The organism is Streptomyces sp. HmicA12, assembly GCF_000373565.1.
Taxonomy (GTDB): Bacteria; Actinomycetota; Actinomycetes; order Streptomycetales; family Streptomycetaceae; genus Streptomyces.
In genome coordinates, this window is record NZ_KB891805.1 from 63,927 (window position 1) to 87,107 (window position 23,181).

Here is a 23,181-nt window from a genome sequence, read left to right on the forward strand (position 1 = left end):
GCGCGTAGCTCTACGCGCGTCAATGAAAGGCATGAAGACACCCCCACGCTTCTTCAGCGCCGTAGCCGTCGCCGCCGCCCTCCTCATCGGCGGCCCCGCCACCGTCGCCGCGCAGGCCGCCCCCACGGCCACCGTCTCCGTGCGGGCCGCCGCCGCGGTCGGCGACATCTGCCACTCCGACCTGCCCTCCCAGGCGTACGACACCCTGGACCTGATCGAGGCGGGCGGACCGTTCCCGTACTCGCAGGACGGGACCGTCTTCCAGAACCGCGAGGGCGTCCTGCCGTCGCAGTCCACCGGCTACTACCACGAGTACACGGTCATCACCCCGGGCTCCTCCGACCGCGGCGCTCGCCGCATCGTCACCGGTGAGGCGAGCCAGGAGGACTACTACACGGCCGACCACTACGCGTCGTTCGACCTGATCGACTACTCCTGCTGACCCGGGGAACGGCCTAGTCAGGCCTTCTTCTGGCTCTCGGCGGCCGCGAACAGGGCGAACGCGAGGACCACGAGCGCGATGCTGCCGTACACCTCGTGGCCGTCGAGGAAGGGGACCCGCTCCACCAGTCCCCAGCCCAGCCAGCCGGTGAACTTGTGCACCAGGCCGACGGTGCCCTGGATCAGGGCGAACATCCCGATGATCTCCAGCATCGTCCACAGCTGCTTCTTGTTCATGTCCGGAACTCTCGCCCCGCGGACCCCCCACGCACATCGGCCGCGGGGCGAGTCCCGTACGCCGCACGTCGCCGTACGGCCCGCCGCCGCGCGACCAAAGTCTTCGGCCCCTGCGACTTTGGTCCCCCGGTCGCGGCGCGGGGCGGTGCGCGGGGCCCATCGTGCGTAGATTTGTCGACCATGGAGGCACGGCAGGAGATACGCGCGACCGAGACCCCGGCACCGGCAGGTGAGCTGCCGCTGCCGTGGCGGCGCCGACTGCTGCCCTCGGCCGTCGCCGACGAGGTCGATCTCGACGCCGACGGGCGCCCCGGCCGCAGACGCCGCACCGCCCGCGACTGGATCGTCGACTTCAGCTGCTTCCTCATCGCGGTGTTCTTCGGGCTGATCCTGGCCGAGCAGACCTGGGACGACCCGAACACGCCGCGTCTCCTGGCCGGGACCGACCAGGTGCTGGGTGCGTTGGCCTGCGCCGGGGTCTGGCTGCGCAGGCGCTGGCCGCTCGGCCTGGCGGTGGCCCTCATTCCGGTCGCCTTCGTGTCCAACAGCGCGGGCGGCGCGGTCATGATCTCGATGTTCACGCTCGCCGTGCACCGCCCGTTCCGGTACATCGCCTGGGTCGCGGGCGCCAACATCGCCCTGGTGCCGCTCTTCTTCTGGCTGCGGCCCGACCCCGATTCGTCGTGGCTGCTGTCGGTCACGTTCACCGTGATGATCACGGTCGCGGTCGTCGGCTGGGGCATGTTCGTGCGCTCCCGGCGCCAACTGCTGCTGTCGCTGCGGGACCGGGCCGCGCGCGCCGAGAACGAGGCGGCCCTGCGCGCGGAGAAGGCCCAGCGCCTGGCCCGCGAGGACATCGCCCGCGAGATGCACGACGTGCTCGCGCACCGCCTCACCCTGCTCAGCGTGCACGCGGGCGCCCTGGAGTTCCGGCCCGACGCGCCCCAGGAGGAGATCGCCCGGGCCGCCGGTGTCATCCGGGAGAGCTCCCACGAGGCGCTGCAGGACCTGCGCGAGATCATCGGCGTGCTGCGGGCCGCTGACCACGGCGAGGAGTCGGGCCGCCCCCAGCCCACCCTGGCCGCCCTCGACACCCTGATCGCCGAGTCCCGCGAGGCCGGCATGGACGTACACCTCGACAACCGGGTCCCCGACCCCAAGTCCGTGCCCGCCTCGACCGGCCGCACCGCCTACCGCATCGCGCAGGAGGGCCTGACCAACGCCCGCAAGCACGCGCCCGGAGCCGAGGTCGCGGTCACCGTGACGGGCGCCGAGGGCGAGGGCCTGACGATCACCGTCCGCAACCCGCCGCCGCCCGGCGCGGTCCCGCACGTGCCCGGCTCGGGCCAGGGACTGATCGGCTTGACGGAACGGGCCACGCTCGCCGGCGGCCGGCTCGACCACGGACCCGCGCGGGACGGCGGATTCCAGGTGCGGGCATGGTTGCCGTGGAGCGGTTGACGCGCCCGCACGCCGCGGATCGGAGCTTGACTACGGTGGGAGCCATGAACGCGATCCGTTTGCTGCTCGTCGACGACGACCCCCTGGTCCGTTCGGGCCTGAAGATCATGCTGGGCGGAGCGGACGACGTCGAGATCGTCGGAGAGGCGGCCGACGGGCAGGAGGCGCTGACGCTCGCCACCACGGTGCGGCCCGACGTCGTCCTCATGGACATCCGCATGCCGGCCATGGACGGCCTCACCGCGACCGAGCACCTCAGGGCCCGCGCGGACGCGCCCGAGGTCGTCGTCCTCACCACGTTCCACGCCGACGAGCAGGTACTGCGGGCGCTGCGCGCGGGCGCCGCCGGATTCGTGCTCAAGGACGCGTCCCCGGCCGACATCCTCGGCGCCGTACGCAGCGTCGCGGGCGGCGACCCGGTCCTGTCGCCCGCCGTGACCCGCCAGCTGATGACGCACGCCGCCGCCTCCGAGCGCGACGTCCGCAGGGCCGGGGCCCGCGCCCGGATCGGTGAACTGGCCGCGCGGGAGCGGGACGTGGCCGTCGAGGTGGGCCGCGGCAAGCCGAACGCCGAGATCGCCGCGACCCTCTACATGAGCGTCGCCACCGTCAAGACACACGTCTCCCGCATCATGGCCAAGCTCGACCTCAACAACCGCGTACAGATCGCGCTGCTCGTCCACGACGCGGGACTGCTCGACGAAAGCTGAGAGCGACCCCCGGCCGGGGTAAATTCACAGCGTGATCCGAGAGCCGGGTGCTGTTGGGTGAAGGGGTGGGAGCGAGGCATGGCAGGACCACGTCGGCGTACGGTGCGCGATCTGCGCCGCAACAACCGGGCCACCGTACTGGGCAAGCTCTACTTCGAAGGGCCGCTCAGCAGACAGGAGTTGGGCCCGATGACGGCGCTCAGCTCCGGCTCCATCAGCAACGTCGTCTCCGAACTGGTCGCCGACGGCCTGGTCGAGGAGGCGGGGTCCGTCGACTCCGACGGCGGCCGCCCGCGCACCCTGCTGCGCGTCGCGCCCGGCAGCGGCCACCTCGCGGGAGTGGACGTCGGAGAGACCCGGGTGCGCGTCGAGCTGTTCGACCTCAGTCTCAGTGAACTCGCGCGCGTGGAAGCCCCGTTGCCCGACGGGAAGTACGACGCCCAGGCCGTGGTCCGCCTCATCGCGACGGGGCTGACCGACGTCCTCGCCGAGGCCGACGTGACGCCCGCCTCGCTCATCGGCGTCGGCATCGGCGTCCCCGGCATCGTCGACGCGTCCGGAGCGCACGGCGCCGTCGTGCACGGCCAGACCATCGGCTGGGACGCGGTCCCGCTGGAGGCGATGCTGCGCTCCGAGGGCGAACTCCTCGCCGAGATCGCCGTGTTCGTCGACAACGGCGCCAAGACCCTCGGCCGCGCCGAGATGTGGTTCGGCGCGGGCCGCGGCGCCCGCAACGCCGTGATCACCCTCATCGGCTCCGGCGTCGGCGCCTGCGTCATCGCCGACGGCGTGCCCTACCAGGGCTCGTCCTCCAGCGCGGGGGAGTGGGGCCACACCGTCCTGCGGGTCGGCGGGCGCGCGTGCCGGTGCGGGGCGCGCGGCTGCCTGGAGGCGTACGTCGGCGCGGAGGCGCTGCTCGAACGGTGGCGGGAGGCCGGCGGCACCTGGACGTCGCCGGACGAGGAGGGCGCCCTCGCCGAACTCCTCGAAGACCCCTCCACGGCAGGGCTGTTGGACGAGACCGCGGAGTTCCTCGGCGCAGGCATCGCCGACCTGGTCAACCTGTTCAACCCCGAACGGATCGTCGTCGGTGGCTGGGCGGGGCTGCTGCTCGGACCCCGCCTGATCGAACCGGTGCGCCGCGCCGCCGCCGCGTACGCGCTGCGCCACCCCTTCGCGCAGGTCACCGTGGAACTGGGCCGCCTCGGCACCGACGCGGTCACCGTCGGCGCGGCGACCCTGCCGCTCGCCCGCTTCCTGGAGACGGGCGGGGCGCGCCGGGAACCGATCGTCAGCGGCGCGAGTTGAACCCGGTGGGGGATACACGTGGGGACGAGACAGGCGAAGGTCCACGGAGAGGGAGCGGCATGGCTGAGATCGTCGACCTGGGCGAGTACGCGGAGGGCGGCCGGGAGGGGTTCTACGCCGACCCGTATCCCGTGTACGAGAAGCTGCGGGCCCGCGGCCCGGTCCACCAGGTGCGCACGCCGGGCCCCGGCCCGGCCGAAGAGCTGTGGCTGATCGTCGGACACGAGGCGGCGCGCGCCGCGTTCACCGACCCGCGCCTGGTCAAATCGCCGCCGTGGAGCCTGGACGACGACCTCATCGGACTCCACCTGCTCTTCGCGGACCCGCCGGAGCACGGCAGGCTGCGCTCGCTCGTCACCCGTGAGTTCACCCCGGGCCGCGTCGCGGCCCTCGCCCCGCGCATCCAGAAGATCACCGACGAACTGCTCGACGACATGGTGCCGCGCGGCAGCGCCGACCTGATCGCGTCCCTCGCCTTCCCGCTCCCCTTCGTCGTCATCTGCGAGCTGCTCGGCGTGCCCGACATCGACCGCGACCGGTTCCGCCGGATGTCGACGCAGGTGGTGGCCCCGACGTCCGACGAGGAGGCGTACGCGGCCCATGCCGAGATCGCCGGGTTCCTGGACGAGCTGATCGAGGACAAGCGGAGCACGGCACCGGCCGACGACCTGCTGAGCGCCCTGATCCGCACGACGTCCGAGGACGGCGACCGCCTCTCCCGGGACGAACTGCGCGGCATGGCCTTCCTGCTGCTCGTGGCCGGCCACGAGACGACGGTGAACCTGATCGGCAACGGCGTCCGCGCACTCCTCGACCACCCCGACCAACTCGCCGCACTGCGCGCCGACATGACCCTGCTCGACGGCGCGGTGGAGGAGATGCTGCGCTACGACGGCCCGGTCGAGACGGCGACGCACCGCTTCGCGGCCGAACCGGTGGAGATCGACGGCACGGTGATCCCGGCGGGCGCCCCCGTCCTGATCGCCATCGGCAACGCGGACCGTGACCCGGACCGCTTCCCCGAGCCCGACCGCTTCGACATCCGCCGCGAGCCCCGCGGCCACCTCGCCTTCGGCCACGGCATCCACTACTGCCTGGGCGCCCCGCTGGCCCGACTGGAGGGCCGCGGGGCGCTGCGCTCGCTTCTTGAGCGGTGCCCCGAACTGGCGTTGGACGGCGAGCCGGAGAGCTGGCTGCCCGGGGTGTTGATGCGGGGGGTTCGTTCGTTGCGGGTGAGGTGGTAGTCCGAGTGCGGGTGCGTGGGGGCTGGTCGCGCCCCGCGGCGGAGCCGCTGATGGACACAGCCCCGCGCCCCTGAAGGCATGCGCTGCGCGCAGCCTTCCCCGATGAGATGCCGCACGAAGTGCGCATCGCAGGGGCGCGGGGAACTGCGCGACCAGCTCGAGCTCCCACCTGCCCGCAGCTCCCACCTGCCCGCAGCTCCCACCTGCCCGCAGCCCCCACCTACCCGCAGCCCGCGACGAACCGGATCCGCCCCGCCGCTACCGGCCCCCCGCGATCTCCTCCACCCGCACCACCCGCCGCTCCCGCCGCGACACCTCACAAGCCTCCGCGACCCGCAGCGCGGCCAGCGCCTCCCACCCGTCGCACGGATTGTCCCGGGCCCCGCGCACCACATCCACGAACGCCTTCAGCTCGGCCTCGTACGCGGGCGCGAACCGTTCGAGGAACCCGGGCCACGGCTTGTCCGCGGCCGGTGGCCCGTCCGGCTCCGTGGACGCGACGGGCGTGCGGTCGTCGAGCCCGACCACGACCGTGTCCAGTTCCCCGGAGAGCTCCATCCGCACGTCGTACCCGGCTCCGTTGCACCGCGTGGCCGTGGCCGTGGCGAGCGTGCCGTCGTCCAGGGTCAGTACGACGGCGGCCGTGTCCACGTCGCCCGCGTCCCGGAACATGGCGGGCCCCGCGTCCGACCCGGCCGCGTACACCTCGACGACCTCCCGCCCGGTCACCCAGCGCAGCGCGTCGAAGTCGTGTACCAGGCAGTCCCGGTAGAGCCCGCCCGACAGCGGCAGATACGCGGCGGGCGGCGGCGCCGGGTCCGAGGTCAGGGCCCGTACGGTGTGCAGTCGCCCGAGCCGTCCCGCCCGCACGGCCTCGCGCGCCGCCGTGTACCCGGCGTCGAACCGCCGCTGGAACCCGAGCTGGAGCACGGTCCCGGCCGCCCGCACCTCGTGCAGCGCGGCCAGTGTTCCCGGCAGGTCCAGCGCGATCGGCTTCTCGCAGAAGACGGGCAGACCGGCCCGCGCCGCCCGCCCGATCAGCTCCGCGTGCGCCGATGTCGCGGCGGTGATGACGAGCGCGTCCACGCCCCACTTGAAGAGGTCGTCGACGCTCGGCGCCGCCGTCGCCCCGATCCGGTCGGCGAGGGCCGCGGCCCGCTCCGGTTCCGCGTCGGTGACGACGAGCGAGCCGACCTCGCGGTATCGCTCCAGGACGCCTGCGTGGAAGGTGCCGATACGGCCCGTACCGATGAGTCCGATGCGCATGCACCCCAACGTGCCGTCCCGCCCAGATGCTGTCAATCCTTTGTCCTGACAAACAGGTTCCGGGGTGCGGCGTCGAGCCGGGGCGCCCCCACCCGCGCTCACTTTGTCAGGACAATCGAACCTTCGGACTTCCCGTCAACATCTCCCGCCGCTACGCTCGCCTCGTGGCCAAACCCGTAGCCGACCCCACCGTCCAGCTGGAACTCGGCGTCGACCGCAGCAGTCCGGTCCCGCTGTACTTCCAGCTGTCCCAGCAACTGGAAGGGGCGATCGAGCGCGGCGTGCTCACCCCCGGCAGCCTGCTCGGCAACGAGATCGAGCTGGCGGGGCGCCTCGGTCTCTCCCGGCCCACCGTCCGCCAGGCCATTCAGGCCCTGGTCGACAAGGGTCTGCTCGTGCGGCGCCGCGGCGTCGGCACTCAGGTCGTGCACAGCCAGGTCAAGCGCCCGCTGGAGCTCTCCAGCCTCTACGACGACCTGGAGGCGGCGGGCCAGCGCCCCGAGACCCGGGTGGCCGCCAACACGCTCGTGCCCGCCTCCGCCGAGGTGGCCGCCGCGCTCGCGATCGGCGAGGGCGAGGAGGTGCACCGGGTCGAGCGGCTGCGCCTGGCCCACGGCGAGCCGATGGCCTACCTCTGCAACCACATCCCCACCGGCCTGCTCGCCCTGGACGACGACCGGCTCGAGGCCACCGGCCTGTACCGCCTGATGCGGGCCGCCGGCATCACCCTGCACAGCGCCCGGCAGGTCGTCGGCGCCCGCGCCGCCACCGCCGTCGAGGGCGAGCGGCTCGGCGAGCCGGAAGGGGCACCGCTGCTGACCATGCAGCGCACGACCTTCGACGACAAGGGCCGCGCGGTCGAGTTCGGCTCGCACACCTATCGTGCGTCGCGTTACTCCTTCGAGTTCCAACTCCTCGTACGCTCCTAGGAGTTGGGGTCGTGACGCATACGTAGTCCGAATGTTCTGACAAGTTCATTGACGCTGCCGTGGGACCCCGCTACAAACACCTCCAGCCGCACCGGGCGGCCGGAGGAGAGGTGGCTCCACCATGCTCACGACGCGTACGGCCCGTACGGCCGCGGCCCTCGCCGCGGTGATCGCCCTCGCCGCGGGATGCAGCGACTCGGGCGGCAAGGACTACGAGGACAAGATGGACGACGGCGGGGGCGGCGGCTCGGGCGTGAACACGCCACGCCTCAAGATCGCGATGGTCACGCACTCCGGCGAGGGCGACACCTTCTGGGACATCGTGCGCAGCGGCGCCAAGCAGGCGGCGAAGAAGGACAACGTCGACTTCCTCTACTCGAACGACAAGGAAGCCAAGGGGCAGGCCGAGCTCGTCCAGGCCGCGATCGACAAGAAGGTCGACGGGATCATCGTCACCCTCGCGAAGCCGCAGGCCATGAAGCCGGTGCTCGCGAAGGCGAAGGCGGCCGGCATCCCGGTCGTCTCGATCAACTCGGGCTCCGAGTTCTCGGCGAAGTTCGGCGCGCTCAGCCACATCGGCCAGGAGGAGTCCGTGGCCGGCGAGGCCGTCGGCACCAAGCTCACCGAGGACGGCCGCAAGAAGGTCCTCTGCGTCATCCACGAGCAGGGCAACGTCTCGCTCGAGCAGCGCTGCGCCGGTGTGAAGAAGGCGTTCAAGGGCACGGTCGAGAACCTGAACGTGGAGGGCACCAACGCCCCCGCCTCCCAGTCCTCCATCGAGGCCAAGCTCCAGGCCGACAAGGACATCGACGCCGTCGTCGCCCTCGGCGCGCCCGTCGCCGCTCTCGCCGTGAAGGCCAAGGAGGACGCGAGCAGCGAGGCCGAGATCGCGACCTTCGACCTGAACGCGGAGGTCGTCAAGCGCCTCAAGGCCAAGGAGGTCACCTTCGCCGTCGACCAGCAGCCCTACCTCCAGGGCTACGAGGCGGTGGACCTGCTGTGGCTGTACAAGTACAACGCCGACGTCCTCGGCGGCGGCAAGCCCGTCTTCACCGGACCCGCGCTCGTCACCGAGAAGGACGTGCCGCGACTGGAGAAGTACACCGCGCGCGGTACCCGGTGAATGGATGCATGATCCCCGTGACCCATACTTGTGCGTTTGGGACCGCAAAGAGGTCCCACGGGACCGATCGGTGGTCCTCCGGGATCGGCAGCCGTACGGCGTGTCCGGTCCCGGTGTACGACGCAGCAGACCAAGAAGGGCACGGCCTCGTGGCACGGTTTCGGACCTGGGTGAGCATCGCGGTTGCGGGGGCCCTCGGCCTCGCAGTCACGGGACTGACCGGATGCAGCAGCACGGGCGGCAAGCGGGCGGAGGACGCCAGGAAGGCCCAGCAGGCCCAGGGCAAGGCCGCGGTGAACACGCCGAACTGGACCTTCTCGATGATCACCCACTCGGGCGACGGCGACACCTTCTGGGACATCGTCCAGAGCGGCGCCAAGCAGGCGGCGCAGAAGGACAACATCAACTTCCTCTACTCGCACAGCGACGAGGCCAACCAGCAGGCGCAGCTCGTGGACGCCGCCATCGACAAGAAGGTCGACGGCATCATCGTCACGCTCGCCAAGCCCGACGCCATGAAGGCGGCCGTGGCCCGCGCCGAGAAGGCGGGCATCCCCGTCATCACGGTGAACTCCGGTTCCGCGGAGTCCGCGAAGTTCGGCGCGCTCACCCACATCGGGCAGGACGAGACGATCGCCGGCGAGGCCGTCGGCAAGGAGCTGAACAAGCGCGGCAAGAAGAAGGCCCTGTGTGTCCTGCACGAGCAGGGCAACGTCGGCCACGAGCAGCGCTGCGAGGGCGCCAAGTCGACCTTCGACGGCAAGATGACGAACCTCTACGTCGACGGCACCAACATGCCCGACGTGCAGTCGTCCATCGAGGCCAAGCTGCAGGCCGACCCGTCGATCGACTCGGTCGTCACGCTGGGCGCGCCGTTCGCCGCCACCGCGGTGAAGGCCAAGGACGACGCGGGCAGCAAGGCCGAGATCGACACGTTCGACCTGAACGAGAAGGTCGCCCAGGGCCTGCAGAGCGGTGACCTCGGGTTCGCGGTCGACCAGCAGCCCTACCTGCAGGGGTACGAGGCGGTGGACCTGCTGTGGCTGTACAAGTACAACGCCGACGTCCTCGGCGGTGGAAAGCCGGTGCTCACGGGCCCGCAGATCGTGACCAAGAAGCAGGCCGCGCAGCTGGAGCAGTACGCGAAGAGGGGGACGCGATGACCACCGCACCACCCGAGACCGCGGTCGACGAACGGCTGCTGAAGACCTCGCCCTGGAAGAAGCTGATGGGCCGCCCCGAGCTGGGCTCGGTCGTCGGCGCCATCGCCGTCTTCATCTTCTTCTCGATCTTCGCGGACAGCTTCCTGCGCGCGACGAGCCTGGCGACCGTCCTCTACGCGGCGTCCACGCTCGGCATCATGGCGGTGCCGGTCGCGCTGCTGATGATCGGCGGCGAGTTCGACCTGTCGGCGGGTGTCCTGGTGACGTCGTCGGCGCTGGTCTCGTCGATGTTCAGCTACCAGATGACGGCGAACACCTGGGTGGGCGTGGGCGTCTCGCTCCTGGTAACCCTCGCCATCGGCGCCTTCAACGGCATCATGCTGACCCGCACCAAACTGCCCAGCTTCATCATCACGCTGGGCACCTTCCTGATGCTCACCGGCATGAACCTGGGCTTCACGAAGATGATCAGCGGCACGGTGTCGACCAAGTCCATCGCGGACATGGAGGGCTTCGCCTCCGGCAAGAACGTCTTCGCGTCGACGTTCACCATCGGCGGCGTCGACTTCAAGATCACGATCGTCTGGTGGCTGGCCCTGATCCTGGTCGCCACCTGGATCCTGCTGCGCACCCGCGTCGGCAACTGGATCTTCGCGGTCGGCGGTGACGTGGACGCCGCCCGCGCGGTCGGCGTCCCGGTCAACAAGACCAAGATCGGCCTCTACATGGGCGTCGCGTTCGGCGCCTGGATCTCCGGCCAGCACCTGCTCTTCAGCTACGACGTCGTGCAGTCCGGCGAGGGCGTCGGCAACGAGCTGATCTACATCGTCGCGGCCGTCATCGGCGGCTGTCTGATCACCGGCGGCTACGGCTCCGCGGTCGGCGCGGCCATCGGCGCCCTGATCTTCGGCATGACCAGCAAGGGCATCGTGTTCGCCGAGTGGAACTCGGACTGGTTCAAGTTCTTCCTCGGGGCGATGCTGCTCCTCGCGACCCTGCTCAACCACTGGGTCCGCAAGCGTGCGGAGGCGAGCGCATGACGACCACACCTTTGGTGGAGCTGACCGGGGTCAGCAAGTACTACGGCAACATCCGCGCCCTGGAGGACGTCTCGCTCGTCGTGAACGCGGGGGAGATCTCCTGCGTCCTCGGCGACAACGGCGCGGGCAAATCCACCCTGATCAAGATCATCGCGGGTCTGCACCAGCACGACGCGGGCTCCTTCGAGATCGACGGCGAGGAGGCGAAGCTCGCCAACCCGCGCGACGCCCTGAACCGCGGCATCGCCACCGTCTACCAGGACCTGGCGGTCGTCCCGCTGATGCCGGTGTGGCGCAACTTCTTCCTCGGCTCGGAGCCGACGAAGGGCAAGGGCCCCTTCAAGCGCATGGACATCGACCTCATGCGCCGCACCACGCACGAGGAACTGGCGCGCATGGGCATCGACCTGCGCGACGTCGACCAGCCCATCGGCACGCTGTCCGGCGGTGAGCGCCAGTGCGTCGCCATCGCCCGCGCCGTCTACTTCGGCGCGAAGGTCCTCGTCCTGGACGAACCGACCGCGGCGCTCGGCGTGAAGCAGTCCGGCGTCGTCCTCAAGTACGTGGCGGCGGCGCGGGACGCCGGGCTCGGCGTGGTCCTGATCACCCACAACCCGCACCACGCCTACCTGGTCGGCGACCGGTTCATCCTGCTCAAGCGCGGGGCGATGTTCGGCAGCCACGCACGGGACGAGATCACCCTGGACGAGCTGACCCGGCAGATGGCCGGCGGCAGCGAGCTCGACGATCTCCGGCACGAGCTGGAGCGGGCGCCGGTGCCGACGCATCTGGGCGGGCATTCCGCCGGGGGCGCCGAGAAGTAGGGCCTCTCCGGTCGCGCCCGGTCGCGCCCCGTCGCCGAGGGGGCTCCGCTTCGTGGGCGGCCTCAGCGTCGCTGGGCTGCTCGCGCCCACGCGGCGGAGCCGCACATCGACACAGCCCCGCGCCCCTGTGATGCCGCACTTCGTGCGGCATCACAGGGGCGGTTCCGTCGGTCTGACCCGGGGGCGGAGGCGTTCGCCCTGTGGGCCGAAGAGGATCAGGTATTCGACCGGGGTGCCGGAGCCCGCGTTGGCGACCCCGTGCGGGGTGCGCGTGTCGAACTCCGCGACCTCCCCGGCGGTGAGGACGACGTCGTGGTCGCCGAGAGCCAGCCACAGCCGTCCGGACAGCACGCACACCCACTCGTAGCCCTCGTGCGCGGACCGGCCGGGCCGGGCGGGCGGGGCGTCGGTCGCGGGCAGGACGTGCTTGTGGGCGTGCAGCCCTCCGACGTACCGGGTCAGTGGCAGCACCGCCTTGTCGTCCGCCGGACGCCGCGGGCGGGCGGGCCGCTCCTGCTCCACGGCGGACTCGGTGCCGGGCCCTGTGCCGGCCAGCGCGTCCAGCGAGACGTCGTACGCCTTCGCGAGGCGCAGCAACAGTTCCAGGTTCGGCTTCCGGCGGCCGTTCTCGACCCGCGACAGCGTGCTGGGAGCGACGCCGACCGTCCCGCTCACTCCGGCCAGCGTGTCCCCGCGCCGCTCGCGCACGGCCCGCAGGCGCGGGCCGAGTCCGGCCAGCAGACCGCTGATGTCGTCGTACGCCATCCCGACCCACCTCTCCGCGACAGCCCGGAACCACCGCCTGTCCTGCAAGTTTGCCAAAGTGTCAACGCCGGTCGCGTCCGTCGGCCACGGCATCGCATGATCGAGGGAACCCGCACCCGTCCGGGAACCCGAGGAGACGTCATGCACCCGTCCGAGCCGTCCGCGGAGCAACGCCACCGCATCATCACCGCGCCCGCCGGACGGCTGCACCTGGTCGAGCAGGGCACCGGGCCGCTGGTCCTGCTCGTGCACGGCTTCCCCGAGTCCTGGTACTCCTGGCGCCACCAGCTCCCGGCCCTGGCCGCGGCGGGCCACCGGGCGGTCGCCCTCGACGTACGCGGCTACGGCCGCTCCTCCCGGCCGACCGCGACCCGGGACTACCGGATGCGGGCCCTCGTCGCGGACAACGTGGCCCTGGTGCGCGCCCTGGGCGAGGAGACCGCGGTGATCATCGGGCACGACTGGGGCGCGAACATCGCGGCGACCTCCGCCCTGCTGCACCCCGAGATCTTCCGCGCCGTCGGACTCCTCAGCGTTCCCTACGCCCCGCCCGGCGGCCCCCGCCCCAGCGACGTCTTCGCGCACATGGGAGGGGGAGAGGCGCAGGAGTTCTACGTCTCGTACTTCCAGGAGCCGGGCCGCGCCGAGGCCGAGATCGAACCCGACGTGCGGGGCTGGCTCGCGGGTTTCTACGCGGCCTTCTCCGGCGACACCATGCCGGCGCCGGACGCGCCCGACCCGCACTTCGTCAGCACCGGCGGCACGCTGCGCGACCGCTTCCCCGAGGGCCGGCTGCCCGCCTGGCTGACCGGGGCCGACCTCGACCACTACGCCGGGGAGTTCGAACGCACCGGCCTGACCGGCGCGCTCAACCGCTACCGGAACATGGACCGAGACTGGGCGGACCTCGCCGACCTCGAAGGCCGGCCGATCACCCAGCCGTCCCTGTTCATCGGCGGCGCCCTCGACGCCTCCACGACCTGGATGGCCGACGCGATCGACGCCTACCCGGCCACGCTGCCCGGCCTGGTCTCCTGCCACCTCCTCGACGGCTGCGGCCACTGGCTCCAGCAGGAACGCCCCGACGAGACCAACGGCCTCCTGGCCTCCTGGCTGGCGGAAGTCAGGGGGTAGCCGCGGCGCCGGGCGCGACCCCGCCACCCGGCAAACCCGGCATGCGGCGGAGCCGACCGGTGAGGCAGAATCGCCGCAATGAGCACCTACCGCGACCTCGCACACCGTGGCAGCGCCCGGGCCACCGTCCTGCGGACCGTCGGCACCCGGGAGCGCCGCTCGCACCTGACCGCCCCGCGCGTCCCCACCGTCGGCATCGACATCGGCGGCACCAAGGTGATGGCGGGCGTCGTCGACGCGGACGGCCAGATCCTGGAGACGCTGCGCACGGAGACCCCGGACAAGTCGAAGAGCCCGAAGGTCGTCGAGGACACGATCTGCGAGCTGGTCCTGGACCTGTCCGACCGGCACGACGTGCACGCGGTCGGCATCGGCGCGGCGGGCTGGGTCGACGCGGACCGCAACCGCGTCCTGTTCGCCCCGCACCTGTCCTGGCGCAACGAACCGCTGCGCGACCGCCTCGCCGGCCGGCTCGCGGTCCCGGTGCTCGTCGACAACGACGCGAACACCGCCGCCTGGGCCGAGTGGCGCTTCGGCGCCGGCCGCGGCGAGGACCACCTGGTCATGATCACCCTCGGTACCGGCATCGGCGGCGCGATCCTGGAGGACGGCCAGGTCAAGCGCGGCAAGTACGGCGTCGCCGGTGAGTTCGGGCACATGCAGGTCGTCCCCGGCGGCCACCGCTGCCCGTGCGGCAACCGCGGCTGCTGGGAGCAGTACAGCTCAGGCAACGCCCTGGTCCGCGAGGCCCGCGAGCTCGCCGCCGCCGACTCCCCGGTCGCGTACAACATCATCGAGCGGGTCCAGGGCAACATCCCCGACATCACCGGACCCCTCATCACCGAGCTGGCCCGCGAGGGCGACGCCATGTGCGTCGAGCTGCTCCAGGACATCGGGCAGTGGCTCGGCGTCGGCATCGCGAACCTCGCCGCCGCCCTCGACCCGTCCTGCTTCGTCATCGGCGGGGGAGTCTCGGCCGCCGACGACCTGCTCATCGCCCCGGCCCGCGACGCCTTCAAGCGCCAGCTCACCGGCCGCGGCTACCGCCCCGAGGCCCGCATCGCCCGCGCCCAGCTCGGCCCCGAGGCCGGCATGGTCGGCGCCGCGGACCTGGCCCGGCTGGTCGCCCGCCGGTTCCGCCGCGCCAAGCGCCGCCGCGTGGAGCGCTACGAGCGGTACGAGCGCTACGCCCAGACCCGCGGCGCGGCGTCGGGCACCGAGGACCAGTAGGGCCCCGGCCCGGTAGGCAGAACGCAGAAAGATGACAGGAAAGCCAGCCATGACCGTGCCCCGCCAGCCTCCGTCTCCGTACGAGGAGACGCGCCCGCCGGAGGAGTCCCGCGGCCATGTGATCCGTCGCCGCGCGCTCACCCTCCTCACCATCGTGCTGCTCATCGGCATCCCCGCCGGATACCTGGTGATCTCCGCGAACCAGAGCCGCAACAGCGGCAAGGACAAGGAGGCCAAGTACTCGGCGACCGGCCTGACCATCGGCTGGCCGTCGAAGGTGCAGCGGCGGCTCTACGAGATCCCGGTCCCCCACTACTCGCGCAACGTCGCCTACTACGAGACGAACAACTACAAGGTCAGCCGCCTGTACGCGCAGTTCCTCACCAGCAACACCGGCCTGGACACGTTCCTGAAGGACGTCGACGAGAACTACACGACCGCCGACCTGAAGAAGAACGACATGACGATCAGCACCCGCGACCAGAACGTCGCGGGCTGGGACTTCACCGGCCCCGGGCCCTGGTACGGCGTCACCCACCACCAGAACGACCCGTCGCCGACGCAGAGCATCCTGGTGAACCGGTCCAACCCGGACCACCCCATGGTCTACGTCGTCTCGACCACCGAGCCGTGACTGTGAACAACGCGTTGCGGTAAGGCAGTTGCCCTGGACCGTGCGTCGCGCGCGTTCCTACCCTCGGCGCGTGACGACCCCACCGTACGTACCTGACGAGACGGCCTACGACCGGCGCAGACTGCGCCAGTGGCGGACGGGCCGGGCCCGCGCCGACGGCGTGGCGCGCCGCGACCTGATGAAGCTGCTCGCGGCGGCGGGCCTGGCCACCGGCCTCCCGTCGGCGCTCGCGGCCCCCGCGTCGGCGGCCGGCGCCGGGATCGTGAAGCCACTGCCCGAGGAGTGGTTCACCGTGCGCGGCACGAACGCGGAGGCCAAGTTCGCCTCCTTTGCCGACACCGGCCACCACACACCGGCCTCCCGCTTCTTCGTCCGCAACCACACCTCCACCCCTCAACTCGACCCGAAGACATGGGAGTTGAAGGTCTGGGGGAGTGGGCTCGAAGGCGCCGGACGCACCTTCACCCTCGCCGACCTCAAGCGACTGCCCGCCGTGACCCGTTCCGCCTTCGTCGAGTGCGCGGGCAACGGCCGCAGCTTCTTCACCACCCAGCAGGGCCAGGAGGTCTCCGGCACCGCCTGGACGCTCGGCGCGATCGGCTCGGCCCGCTGGCGCGGCGCCCGCCTCGCCGACGTGCTGCGCCGCGCGGGCGTCCGGCGTGACGCGGTCGACGTGCTGCCGCGCGGACTCGACCCCGACTACGTCACGGCGGACGGCACGAACCTGGGCCGGGTGCGGCGCCCGCTGCCGATCGCCAAGGCGCTGGACGACGTGATCCTCGCCTACGAGATGAACGGCGAACCCCTCGGACCCGACCACGGAGCCCCGGTCCGCGTCGTCGTCCCGTCCTGGATCGGCATCGCGTCGATCAAGTGGGTCGGCGACATCGAGGTCTCGGCCGAGCCGCTCTACTCGCCCTGGAACACCGACTTCTACCGCCTGTTCGGCGCCGCGTACCCGCCCGAGGGCAGTGCCTCGCTCGCCCGGCAGACCCTGAAGTCCGCTCTCGAACTCCCGTGGAACGCGAGCCTTTCCGCGGGTGCGGGGCACCGGATCACCGGCCGCTCCTGGTCCGGCACGGGCGCCGTCGCCCGCGTCGAGATCAGCACGGACGACGGCCGCACCTGGCGGCGCGCCCGCCTCCACGACACCCCGCGCCGCGCCGACTGGGTCCGCTGGAGCGCGAGTTGGCGCCCGACGACGCCGGGACCGGCCGCGATCCTCGCCCGGGCGACCGACACGAGCGGACGGACCCAGCCGACGGCGACGCAGCACAACACCCAGGGCTATCTCTTCGACGCCGTGGTGCGGCACGCCGTCACCGTCGTCTGACACCCGGCCCGGCACCGCGCCCGTGATCCGGGCCACAGGCGCGACACACGATACGACCACCCCTCCTTCACGCCTCCACCCCGAGGCGTACACTCCGTGCCTCTTCCTGCCCCCGCCCCCACATCGCTCAGACTCACTGGCTAGCGTGGAGCGGGTGAGTGAGAAGAAGACCCCTGCCCTTCAGTACCGATTCGACGGCCGTGACGATGAGTCCGCCCCCGTGCTCATCCTCGGCCCGTCGCTCGGGACGACCTGGCACATGTGGGACCGCCAGATCGCCGAGCTGGCCAAGCACTGGCGGGTCTTCCGCTTCGACCTTCCCGGGCACGGCGGCGCCCCGGCCCACCCGGCCGGATCCGTCGCCGAGCTCGCGGACCGCCTCCTCGCCACCCTCGACGAGGCGGGCGTGACCCGCTTCGGCTACGCGGGCTGCTCGCTGGGCGGCGCGATCGGCGCGGAGCTGGCGCTGCGCCACCCCGAGCGCGTCGCGTCCCTGGCGCTGATATCGGCCTCGCCCCGGTTCGGCACCGCCGACGAGTTCCGCCAGCGCGGCGTCATCGTGCGCAGCAACGGCCTCGACCCCATTGCGCGTACGTCCCCCGAGCGCTGGTTCACGGCCGGTTTCGCCGCCGCGCAGCCCGCCATCACGGACTGGGCGGTCCAGATGGTCCGCACGACCGACCCGGGCTGCTACATCGCCTGCTGCGAGGCGCTGGCCGCCTTCGACATCCGTGCCCAGCTGGGTTCGGTCGGCGTCCCGACCCTCGTCCTGGTGGGCTCGGAGGACCAGGTGACCGGCCCCGCGGAGGCCCGCACGCTGGTCGCCGGCATCCCGGACGCCCGTATGGCCGTCGTTCCCGGCGCCTCGCACCTGGCCCCGGTGGAGCAGCCCGCGGCGGTGACGGACCTCCTGGTACGCCACTTCACGGCGGCCTGGCTGCCCGCCCACGAGACCGGCCAGCACGCCATCCAGGCGGCCCCGGTCAAGCCGGTCCTCGCCCCGCCGCCCCCGCCGGTCGCGCCCCGCGCCGAGATCGCCGCGGCCACGCTCCAGCCCGAGGCCGCGACCCGCCCCGACCCGCACGACGTGGGTCTGAAGGTGCGCCGCGAGGTCCTCGGCGACGCCCACGTGGACCGCGCGCTGGCCTCCGCCGACGAGTTCTCCGGCGACTTCCAGGAGTTCATCACGCGCTACGCCTGGGGCGAGATCTGGAACCGCCCGGGCCTGGACCGACGCATGCGCTCCAGTGTGACCCTGACCGCGCTCGTCGCGGGCGGCCACCTCGACGAACTGGCCTTCCACACCCGCGCCGCCCTCCGCAACGGCCTCACGGCCGCCGAGATCAAGGAGATCCTGCTCCAGGCAGCGGTCTACTGCGGAGTCCCGGCGGCCAACTCGGCCTTCAAGGTCGCCCAGCAGGTGATCCGCGAGGAAACAACGCCGCAGGAGTAGGCCGCCCCGCCAGGGGCGCGGGGAACGGCGCGAACCACCACGACGCTACCCGCGGCCGCCACACCACCCGAACCGCCCCGCCCCTCAGGCGCCCACAACGCCCCGCACCCCCCAACCCGCCCCCGGCGGAGCGCGAGGGCGCAGGATGGGACGTATGAAGCTCACCAAGAACACCCACGCCTGTGTCCGCCTGGAGAAGGACGGCCGCACCCTTGTCATCGACCCGGGCACGTTCTCGGAGGAGGACTCGGCGATCGGCGCCGAAGCGATCCTGGTGACGCACGAGCACCTGGACCACTTCAACGAGGAGCGGCTGCGCGCGGGGCTGGAGGCCGACCCGGCCGCCGAGATCTGGACCCTGAAATCGGTCGCGGAGAAGATCTCGGCGGCGTTCCCGGGCCGCGTCCACACGGTCGGCCACGGCGACACGTTCACGGCGGCCGGCTTCGACGTCCAGGTCCACGGCGAACTGCACGCGGTCATCCACCCGGACATCCCGCGCATCACGAACGTCGGCTATCTGATCGACGGCGGCACCGTCTTCCACCCCGGCGACGCCCTCACCGTCCCCGACCACCCGGTCGAGACGCTGATGCTGCCCGTCATGGCGCCCTGGAACAAGATCGCCGAGGTCATCGACTACGTACGTGAGGTCAAGCCGGTCCGCGCGTACGACATCCACGACGCGCTCCTGACCGACCTCGCGCGCCCGATCTACGACAGCCAGATCGGCGCGCTCGGCGGCACGGAACACCTGCGCCTGACCCCCGGTGACTCGGCGCAGGTCTGAACCGCTTCCGCTGCAAGAAGGGTTACTTGAGGAGCCCGAGCACCTCGTCGGTCGTACCGAGCTCGGCGATGCGCGGGAAGATCTTGCCGAAGCTGTGCTCGTGGGACGCGGCGTCCGTGTCGGTGGTCGCGTCCTCGACGATCACCATGTGGTAGCTCAGCTCGAACGCGGAGCGGGCGGTGGACTCGACGCCGATCGACGTCGAGATGCCGCCGAGCACGATCTGCGTGACACCGCGCCGTCGCAGCTGGAGGTCCAGCTCGGTGCCGGTGAACGCGCCCCAGTGGCGCTTGGTGATCACGATGTCGTCGCCGAGCGGGCCGAGGTCCTCGGGGAACTCCGCGAACTCGGCCGGGGGCGCCTGCGTCATGCCGGGGCCCGCGGTGCGGCTGACCGGCAGGTCGCCGCCGTCGGGCGACCAGGTCACGCGCACGCGCACGACGGGCAGACCCTTGGCGCGGAACGCCTCGGCGAGCCGGACGCCGTTCTTCAGCACGTCGGCGGACGGGTGCACCGTCGGCAGGCCGAGGATGCCGTTCTGGAGGTCGATGAGGACGAGTGCGGGGCGCTCGTCGAGGGTGATGGGGGTGTTGGTGCTCATATTTGGCAGGCTACCTGCCTATAAGGAAAACTTGCAAGGTTGCCTGTCTATATCGCGGCGCCGCACGGCCCGTTGTCAGACCTGCCGGGTAGGTTGTGAGGCATGCGCATCGCTACCTGGAACGTGAACTCGATCACCGCGCGTCTCCCGCGCCTCCTCGCCTGGCTGGAGAACAGCGGCACGGACGTGCTGTGCATCCAGGAGACCAAGTGCTCGGCGGAGCAGTTCCCCGCGGACGAGCTGCGAGAGCTGGGCTACGAGTCGGCGGTGAACGCGACGGGCCGGTGGAACGGGGTGGCGCTGCTCTCCCGCGTGGGCCTGGAGGACGTCGTCAAGGGCCTGCCCGGCGACCCGGGCTACGACGGCGCGCAGGAGCCCCGCGCCGTCTCCGCGACCTGCGGCCCGGTCCGCGTGTGGTCGGTGTACGTGCCGAACGGCCGGGAGGTCGACCACCCGCACTACGCGTACAAGCTCCAGTGGTTCGAGGCGCTGAAGGCGGCCGTCGCGGGCGACGCCGCGGGATCCCGCCCCTTCGCGGTCCTCGGCGACTACAACGTGGCACCGACGGACGACGACGTCTGGGACCTCGCCGCCTTCGACGGCCTCACCCACGTCACCGCGCCCGAGCGCGCCGCCCTCGCGGAGCTCCGCGAGGCGGGCCTCGCCGACGTCGTGCCGCGCCCGCTCAAGTACGACCACCCCTTCACGTACTGGGACTACCGCGCCCTCGGCTTCCCGAAGAACAAGGGCATGCGCATCGACCTCGTCTACGGGAACGAGCCGTTCGCGAAGGCCGTCTCGGACGCGTACGTGGACCGCGAGGAGCGCAAGGGCAAGGGCGCGTCCGACCACGCGCCGGTCGTGGTGGACCTGGACGTCTGACCTGATCTGTTCGGTCGGCCGGGGTCGTTGTCAGTGCCGGGAACTAGTGTCGCCGCCCATGACCACTGACCAGACGGAGCAGGCGGGCCAGGCCGCGTACCTGGATGCGACCCGGCTCGCCTACGACACCGCGGCCGGTGCCTACGCCGAGATCGTCCCTCCGTTCTTCGGCCGCGATCCGTTCGGCCTCGCGATGTTCCGCGCCTTCGCGGACGTCGTCCGGGACGGAGAGAGCGCCGGCCGCGTGGCGGACCTCGGCTGCGGGCCCGGCCACGTCACCGCGCACCTGCGGGACCTGGGCCTGGACGCGTTCGGCCTCGACCTCTCCCCGAAGATGGTCGCCGAGGCCCGCCGCACCTACCCCGGCCTGCGGTTCGAGGAGGGCACGATGACCGGCCTCGACCTGCCGGACGACTCCCTGAGCGGCATCGTCTCCTGGTACTCGACCGTGCACACGCCGCCGGAGGTGCTGCCGGCGATCTTCGGCGAGTTCCACCGCGTCCTGGCACCCGGCGGCCATGTGCTGGTCGGCTACAAGATCGGCGATCGGCTCCGCCACCTCGACCACGCCTACGGCCACGACCTCTCGCTCGACGTCTACTGGCGTTCCCCCGAGGAGGTCGAGGAGCGGCTCGCCGCCGCCGGACTCACCGTGCGGGCCCGCCTGGTCCGCGAGCCCGACGACTTCGAGCGGGCGACCCAGGGCCGGCAGGGAACCCTGCTGGCCCAGAAGACGAACAGCACAGCCCCGTAAGGGAGTTACGGCACCAGCAGCCTCAGATCGACCGCGTCGGCCATGGCCGTGAGGCCCGCGTCGCCCGGATGCAGATGGTCCCCGCTGTCGTAGGCGGGCAGCATTCGGGCGGGGTGCACCGGATCCCGCACCACGGCGTCGAAGTCGACCAGCCCGTCGAACGGCGAATCGGGCCCGCGCAAATACGTGTTCACGGCGACCCGCTGGGCGTCGACGGCGGCCGGACACAGCGCCTCGCCCTCGCACGGCGTGATCGTCGCCCCGATCACCTTCAGGCCACGCGCGTGCGCCCGGTCCACGATCTCCCGCAGCCCGGCCTCGACCTGCTCCGCCGTGGCGCCCCACCGCACGTCGTTGATCCCCTGGAACACCACGACCGTACGGGCCGACGTCTGCGCGAGCACGTCCCGGTCGAGCCGGTGCAGCGCGCTCACGCCGCCCGTGTCGGTGGAGATCCCGTCACCGGCGTACCGGTCCGTGACGACCTTGTTCGCCGAGATCCCCTCGTTCAGCACCCCGTACCGCGGCACCCGCTTCTGCCCGAGGAGCCGCGTGGCGAGCACGTTCGGCCAGCGGTGGTTGGCGTCCTGGGTCGACTTCACGCCGTCGGTGATGGAGTCCCCGAGCAGCACCACGGACCCGGGACCGCCGCCCACGTCGACCCCCGTCAGCAGCGGCCAGTACGAGATCGTCGACGTGTACGCCGTCCCGGCCGCCTCCACCGCGTGGTCCCCGGGACCGCTCACGTACGAGCGCTGGATGGCCTGGCTGTGCACGGGCGCAGCGGTCACCGCCTCCGGCAGGTGGAAGCTCACCAGCAGATTCGCGTCGGCCGGTACGTCGAAGTCCACCGGATCGCTGAACGCCTGCGCGCCCGCCGGGAGTTGAACCCCGTCCGCACCCCGGAACCGCAGCGGAACCGGTGCGCTCCGCGCCGCGGCGCCCGCCTCCTGCACCGCCACCGAAGCGCTCCCGATCCGTACGGGCGCCGAGGCGAAGGTGTTCTCGAGCCGGATCCGCACCCGCGGCCCGCCCGCGCTCGTGTGCACGACGAGCCGCACCGTACGGTCGGCCCACGGCCCCACGGTCGTGTACCCGGCGGGCGACGCCGACCACGTCCCCGTCCACCCCTTCGTCCGCGCGCGCACGGACATCGCGAACACATGCAGGGCGGCGCCGCCGGAGGCCTTCGGCAGCTCCACGGAGGCGATCTGCCGCCCGGCCCGCACCGGCACGCCGACGACGAACAGCTTTGTCTGCTCGGCCAGTTGGCCGTCCGGCGTGTTCCGGTGCGGCAGCGCGACCGACTTCGTGGCGAGCGGCCCGGTCCGCCAGTCGGGGGCGGTCAGCGTGTACGAGGACCGCGACCCGTCCGCGTACCGAACGACCCCCGAACCCCCGGCGTCCCCGCCGGTTCCGGCCACCAGGAACGCCAGCGCGTCTCCGCGCCCGCTCACCCTCACCAGCTGCCCGTCGGCCGCGACGTTGTCGGGCCCGGAGCCGGCCGAGCGCGGCCAGGTCAGGCGCGCGCCGTCAACTCCCAGCGTCCGCCCGGGAGTCCACCCCGCGGCCGTCAGATCCTGCGCGGACAGCGAACCGCCCGCACCGTCGAGATCGGCCTCGCCCGGCGCGGCGTCGTCACTCACCGCCCGGTTGTCGAAGAGCCGCTCCAGAGGGAGCGGCTCGGGTCTGTGCGGGGCCGCTTGGGCCGCCGTGACGGGGGCGAGCCCCGCGCAGACGGCCAATAGGACGGCTGTTCCCCAGGTGCGTCGGCGCACGGCCGGCTCCCTCCATCGGTGTGCGTGCCGTGACAGGTGCGCCATGAACGTAAGGAGGGGGCGGTAACGCGTCAATGAGGT

At 71.8% G+C, this 23,181-nt stretch carries 23 protein-coding genes; 18 read left to right on the top strand and 5 right to left on the bottom strand.

Annotation, left to right across the window (positions count from 1 at the left end):
- Positions 1-31: 31 nt before the first annotated feature.
- On the top strand, positions 32-442 hold the full coding sequence (locus tag B072_RS0114720) for a ribonuclease domain-containing protein (RefSeq protein WP_018530720.1): 411 nt from the start codon (positions 32-34) through the stop codon (positions 440-442).
- 17 nt (positions 443-459) lie between these two features.
- Here B072_RS0114720 and B072_RS0114725 read toward each other — a convergent pair whose 3' ends face one another.
- Positions 460-678 carry a hypothetical protein gene (locus B072_RS0114725; protein WP_018530721.1) on the bottom strand — a complete coding sequence of 73 codons (219 nt, stop codon included), beginning with the start codon at positions 676-678 and terminating at the stop codon, positions 460-462.
- 180 nt (positions 679-858) lie between these two features.
- Between B072_RS0114725 and B072_RS0114730 the strand changes: the two genes are divergently transcribed.
- From B072_RS0114730 to B072_RS0114745, 4 genes are all read left to right on the top strand, one after another.
- Positions 859-2,139 (top strand): histidine kinase, encoded by a 1,281-nt coding sequence (locus tag B072_RS0114730; RefSeq protein WP_018530722.1) that lies wholly within the window; start codon positions 859-861, stop codon positions 2,137-2,139.
- A gap of 44 nt (positions 2,140-2,183) precedes the next feature.
- Entirely contained in the window at positions 2,184-2,849 is a 666-nt protein-coding gene (locus B072_RS0114735; protein ID WP_018530723.1) for a response regulator, read from the top strand.
- 78 nt (positions 2,850-2,927) lie between these two features.
- Positions 2,928-4,157 (top strand): ROK family transcriptional regulator, encoded by a 1,230-nt coding sequence (locus tag B072_RS0114740; RefSeq protein ID WP_026245834.1) that lies wholly within the window; start codon positions 2,928-2,930, stop codon positions 4,155-4,157.
- Between the two features lie 59 nt (positions 4,158-4,216).
- Positions 4,217-5,401, top strand: a complete 1,185-nt coding sequence (locus B072_RS0114745) for a cytochrome P450 family protein (RefSeq protein ID WP_018530725.1) — start codon at positions 4,217-4,219, stop codon at positions 5,399-5,401.
- Positions 5,402-5,659: 258 nt separating this feature from the next.
- Here B072_RS0114745 and B072_RS0114750 read toward each other — a convergent pair whose 3' ends face one another.
- Entirely contained in the window at positions 5,660-6,667 is a 1,008-nt protein-coding gene (locus tag B072_RS0114750; RefSeq protein ID WP_018530726.1) for a Gfo/Idh/MocA family oxidoreductase, read from the bottom strand.
- A 164-nt stretch (positions 6,668-6,831) separates the two neighbouring features.
- Between B072_RS0114750 and B072_RS0114755 the strand changes: the two genes are divergently transcribed.
- The 5 genes from B072_RS0114755 to B072_RS0114775 all read left to right on the top strand — a co-directional run bounded on the left by B072_RS0114755 (position 6,832) and on the right by B072_RS0114775 (position 11,746).
- A complete protein-coding gene (locus B072_RS0114755; RefSeq protein WP_018530727.1) occupies positions 6,832-7,596 on the top strand; it encodes a GntR family transcriptional regulator in 765 nt (254 codons plus the stop codon).
- A 121-nt stretch (positions 7,597-7,717) separates the two neighbouring features.
- Positions 7,718-8,719 (top strand): sugar ABC transporter substrate-binding protein, encoded by a 1,002-nt coding sequence (locus tag B072_RS0114760; RefSeq protein ID WP_018530728.1) that lies wholly within the window; start codon positions 7,718-7,720, stop codon positions 8,717-8,719.
- Positions 8,720-8,868: 149 nt separating this feature from the next.
- Positions 8,869-9,882, top strand: coding sequence for a sugar ABC transporter substrate-binding protein (locus tag B072_RS0114765; RefSeq protein WP_026245835.1), 1,014 nt, complete (start codon positions 8,869-8,871; stop codon positions 9,880-9,882).
- Positions 9,879-10,922, top strand: coding sequence for an ABC transporter permease (locus tag B072_RS0114770; RefSeq protein ID WP_018530730.1), 1,044 nt, complete (start codon positions 9,879-9,881; stop codon positions 10,920-10,922). Before B072_RS0114765 ends, B072_RS0114770 begins: the two co-directional genes overlap by 4 nt.
- Positions 10,919-11,746 carry an ATP-binding cassette domain-containing protein gene (locus tag B072_RS0114775; protein ID WP_026245836.1) on the top strand — a complete coding sequence of 276 codons (828 nt, stop codon included), beginning with the start codon at positions 10,919-10,921 and terminating at the stop codon, positions 11,744-11,746. The genes B072_RS0114770 and B072_RS0114775 overlap by 4 nt, the downstream gene beginning before the upstream one ends.
- Positions 11,747-11,896: 150 nt before the next feature.
- On the opposite strand, the gene B072_RS0114780 is transcribed toward B072_RS0114775, so the two are convergent.
- Positions 11,897-12,511, bottom strand: coding sequence for a helix-turn-helix domain-containing protein (locus B072_RS0114780; RefSeq protein WP_018530732.1), 615 nt, complete (start codon positions 12,509-12,511; stop codon positions 11,897-11,899).
- Positions 12,512-12,652: 141 nt separating this feature from the next.
- Here B072_RS0114780 and B072_RS0114785 point away from each other — a divergent pair, with 141 nt between their 5' ends.
- From B072_RS0114785 to B072_RS0114810, 6 genes are all read left to right on the top strand, one after another.
- Positions 12,653-13,645, top strand: a complete 993-nt coding sequence (locus tag B072_RS0114785; RefSeq protein WP_018530733.1) for an alpha/beta fold hydrolase — start codon at positions 12,653-12,655, stop codon at positions 13,643-13,645.
- A 78-nt stretch (positions 13,646-13,723) separates the two neighbouring features.
- Positions 13,724-14,875, top strand: coding sequence for an ROK family glucokinase (locus B072_RS0114790; protein WP_018530734.1), 1,152 nt, complete (start codon positions 13,724-13,726; stop codon positions 14,873-14,875).
- Positions 14,876-14,924: 49 nt separating this feature from the next.
- Entirely contained in the window at positions 14,925-15,509 is a 585-nt protein-coding gene (locus B072_RS0114795) for a hypothetical protein (protein ID WP_018530735.1), read from the top strand.
- Between the two features lie 70 nt (positions 15,510-15,579).
- Positions 15,580-16,842, top strand: a complete 1,263-nt coding sequence (locus tag B072_RS0114800) for a sulfite oxidase (RefSeq protein WP_018530736.1) — start codon at positions 15,580-15,582, stop codon at positions 16,840-16,842.
- 154 nt (positions 16,843-16,996) lie between these two features.
- Positions 16,997-18,295 carry a 4-carboxymuconolactone decarboxylase gene (gene pcaC, locus B072_RS0114805; protein ID WP_018530737.1) on the top strand — a complete coding sequence of 433 codons (1,299 nt, stop codon included), beginning with the start codon at positions 16,997-16,999 and terminating at the stop codon, positions 18,293-18,295.
- Between the two features lie 154 nt (positions 18,296-18,449).
- Complete coding sequence (locus B072_RS0114810) at positions 18,450-19,085, top strand: MBL fold metallo-hydrolase (protein WP_018530738.1); 636 nt, start codon at positions 18,450-18,452, stop codon at positions 19,083-19,085.
- Between the two features lie 22 nt (positions 19,086-19,107).
- Here B072_RS0114810 and B072_RS0114815 read toward each other — a convergent pair whose 3' ends face one another.
- The gene (locus B072_RS0114815) at positions 19,108-19,686 is read right to left on the bottom strand and encodes an isochorismatase family protein (protein WP_020573021.1); all 579 of its coding nucleotides are present in this window, start codon (positions 19,684-19,686) and stop codon (positions 19,108-19,110) included.
- Between the two features lie 102 nt (positions 19,687-19,788).
- Between B072_RS0114815 and B072_RS0114820 the strand changes: the two genes are divergently transcribed.
- Together B072_RS0114820 and B072_RS0114825 are read left to right on the top strand one after the other, a co-directional pair.
- Positions 19,789-20,568 carry an exodeoxyribonuclease III gene (locus B072_RS0114820; RefSeq protein WP_018530739.1) on the top strand — a complete coding sequence of 260 codons (780 nt, stop codon included), beginning with the start codon at positions 19,789-19,791 and terminating at the stop codon, positions 20,566-20,568.
- 58 nt (positions 20,569-20,626) lie between these two features.
- Positions 20,627-21,322, top strand: coding sequence for a class I SAM-dependent DNA methyltransferase (locus tag B072_RS0114825; RefSeq protein ID WP_018530740.1), 696 nt, complete (start codon positions 20,627-20,629; stop codon positions 21,320-21,322).
- A gap of 5 nt (positions 21,323-21,327) precedes the next feature.
- Here the strand turns inward: B072_RS0114825 and B072_RS0114830 are convergent, their stop codons facing one another.
- Complete coding sequence (locus B072_RS0114830) at positions 21,328-23,145, bottom strand: SGNH/GDSL hydrolase family protein (RefSeq protein ID WP_078506428.1); 1,818 nt, start codon at positions 23,143-23,145, stop codon at positions 21,328-21,330.
- Positions 23,146-23,181: the final 36 nt, after the last annotated feature.

Bases quoted from the DNA above. Each gene is read 5' to 3' on its own strand.
- B072_RS0114770 (WP_018530730.1), top strand. From the start codon at position 9,879: ATGACCACCGCACCACCCGAGACCGCGGTCGACGAACGGCTGCTGAAG.
- B072_RS0114785 (WP_018530733.1), top strand. From the start codon at position 12,653: ATGCACCCGTCCGAGCCGTCCGCGGAGCAACGCCACCGCATCATCACC.
- B072_RS0114830 (WP_078506428.1), bottom strand. From the start codon at position 23,145: ATGGCGCACCTGTCACGGCACGCACACCGATGGAGGGAGCCGGCCGTG.
- B072_RS0114795 (WP_018530735.1), top strand. From the start codon at position 14,925: ATGACCGTGCCCCGCCAGCCTCCGTCTCCGTACGAGGAGACGCGCCCG.
- B072_RS0114725 (WP_018530721.1), bottom strand. From the start codon at position 678: ATGAACAAGAAGCAGCTGTGGACGATGCTGGAGATCATCGGGATGTTC.
- B072_RS0114760 (WP_018530728.1), top strand. From the start codon at position 7,718: ATGCTCACGACGCGTACGGCCCGTACGGCCGCGGCCCTCGCCGCGGTG.
- B072_RS0114825 (WP_018530740.1), top strand. From the start codon at position 20,627: ATGACCACTGACCAGACGGAGCAGGCGGGCCAGGCCGCGTACCTGGAT.
- B072_RS0114780 (WP_018530732.1), bottom strand. From the start codon at position 12,511: ATGGCGTACGACGACATCAGCGGTCTGCTGGCCGGACTCGGCCCGCGC.
- B072_RS0114740 (WP_026245834.1), top strand. From the start codon at position 2,928: ATGGCAGGACCACGTCGGCGTACGGTGCGCGATCTGCGCCGCAACAAC.
- B072_RS0114735 (WP_018530723.1), top strand. From the start codon at position 2,184: ATGAACGCGATCCGTTTGCTGCTCGTCGACGACGACCCCCTGGTCCGT.
- B072_RS0114775 (WP_026245836.1), top strand. From the start codon at position 10,919: ATGACGACCACACCTTTGGTGGAGCTGACCGGGGTCAGCAAGTACTAC.
- B072_RS0114790 (WP_018530734.1), top strand. From the start codon at position 13,724: ATGAGCACCTACCGCGACCTCGCACACCGTGGCAGCGCCCGGGCCACC.
- B072_RS0114750 (WP_018530726.1), bottom strand. From the start codon at position 6,667: ATGCGCATCGGACTCATCGGTACGGGCCGTATCGGCACCTTCCACGCA.
- B072_RS0114810 (WP_018530738.1), top strand. From the start codon at position 18,450: ATGAAGCTCACCAAGAACACCCACGCCTGTGTCCGCCTGGAGAAGGAC.
- B072_RS0114720 (WP_018530720.1), top strand. From the start codon at position 32: ATGAAGACACCCCCACGCTTCTTCAGCGCCGTAGCCGTCGCCGCCGCC.
- B072_RS0114745 (WP_018530725.1), top strand. From the start codon at position 4,217: ATGGCTGAGATCGTCGACCTGGGCGAGTACGCGGAGGGCGGCCGGGAG.
- B072_RS0114730 (WP_018530722.1), top strand. From the start codon at position 859: ATGGAGGCACGGCAGGAGATACGCGCGACCGAGACCCCGGCACCGGCA.
- B072_RS0114815 (WP_020573021.1), bottom strand. From the start codon at position 19,686: ATGAGCACCAACACCCCCATCACCCTCGACGAGCGCCCCGCACTCGTC.
- B072_RS0114820 (WP_018530739.1), top strand. From the start codon at position 19,789: ATGCGCATCGCTACCTGGAACGTGAACTCGATCACCGCGCGTCTCCCG.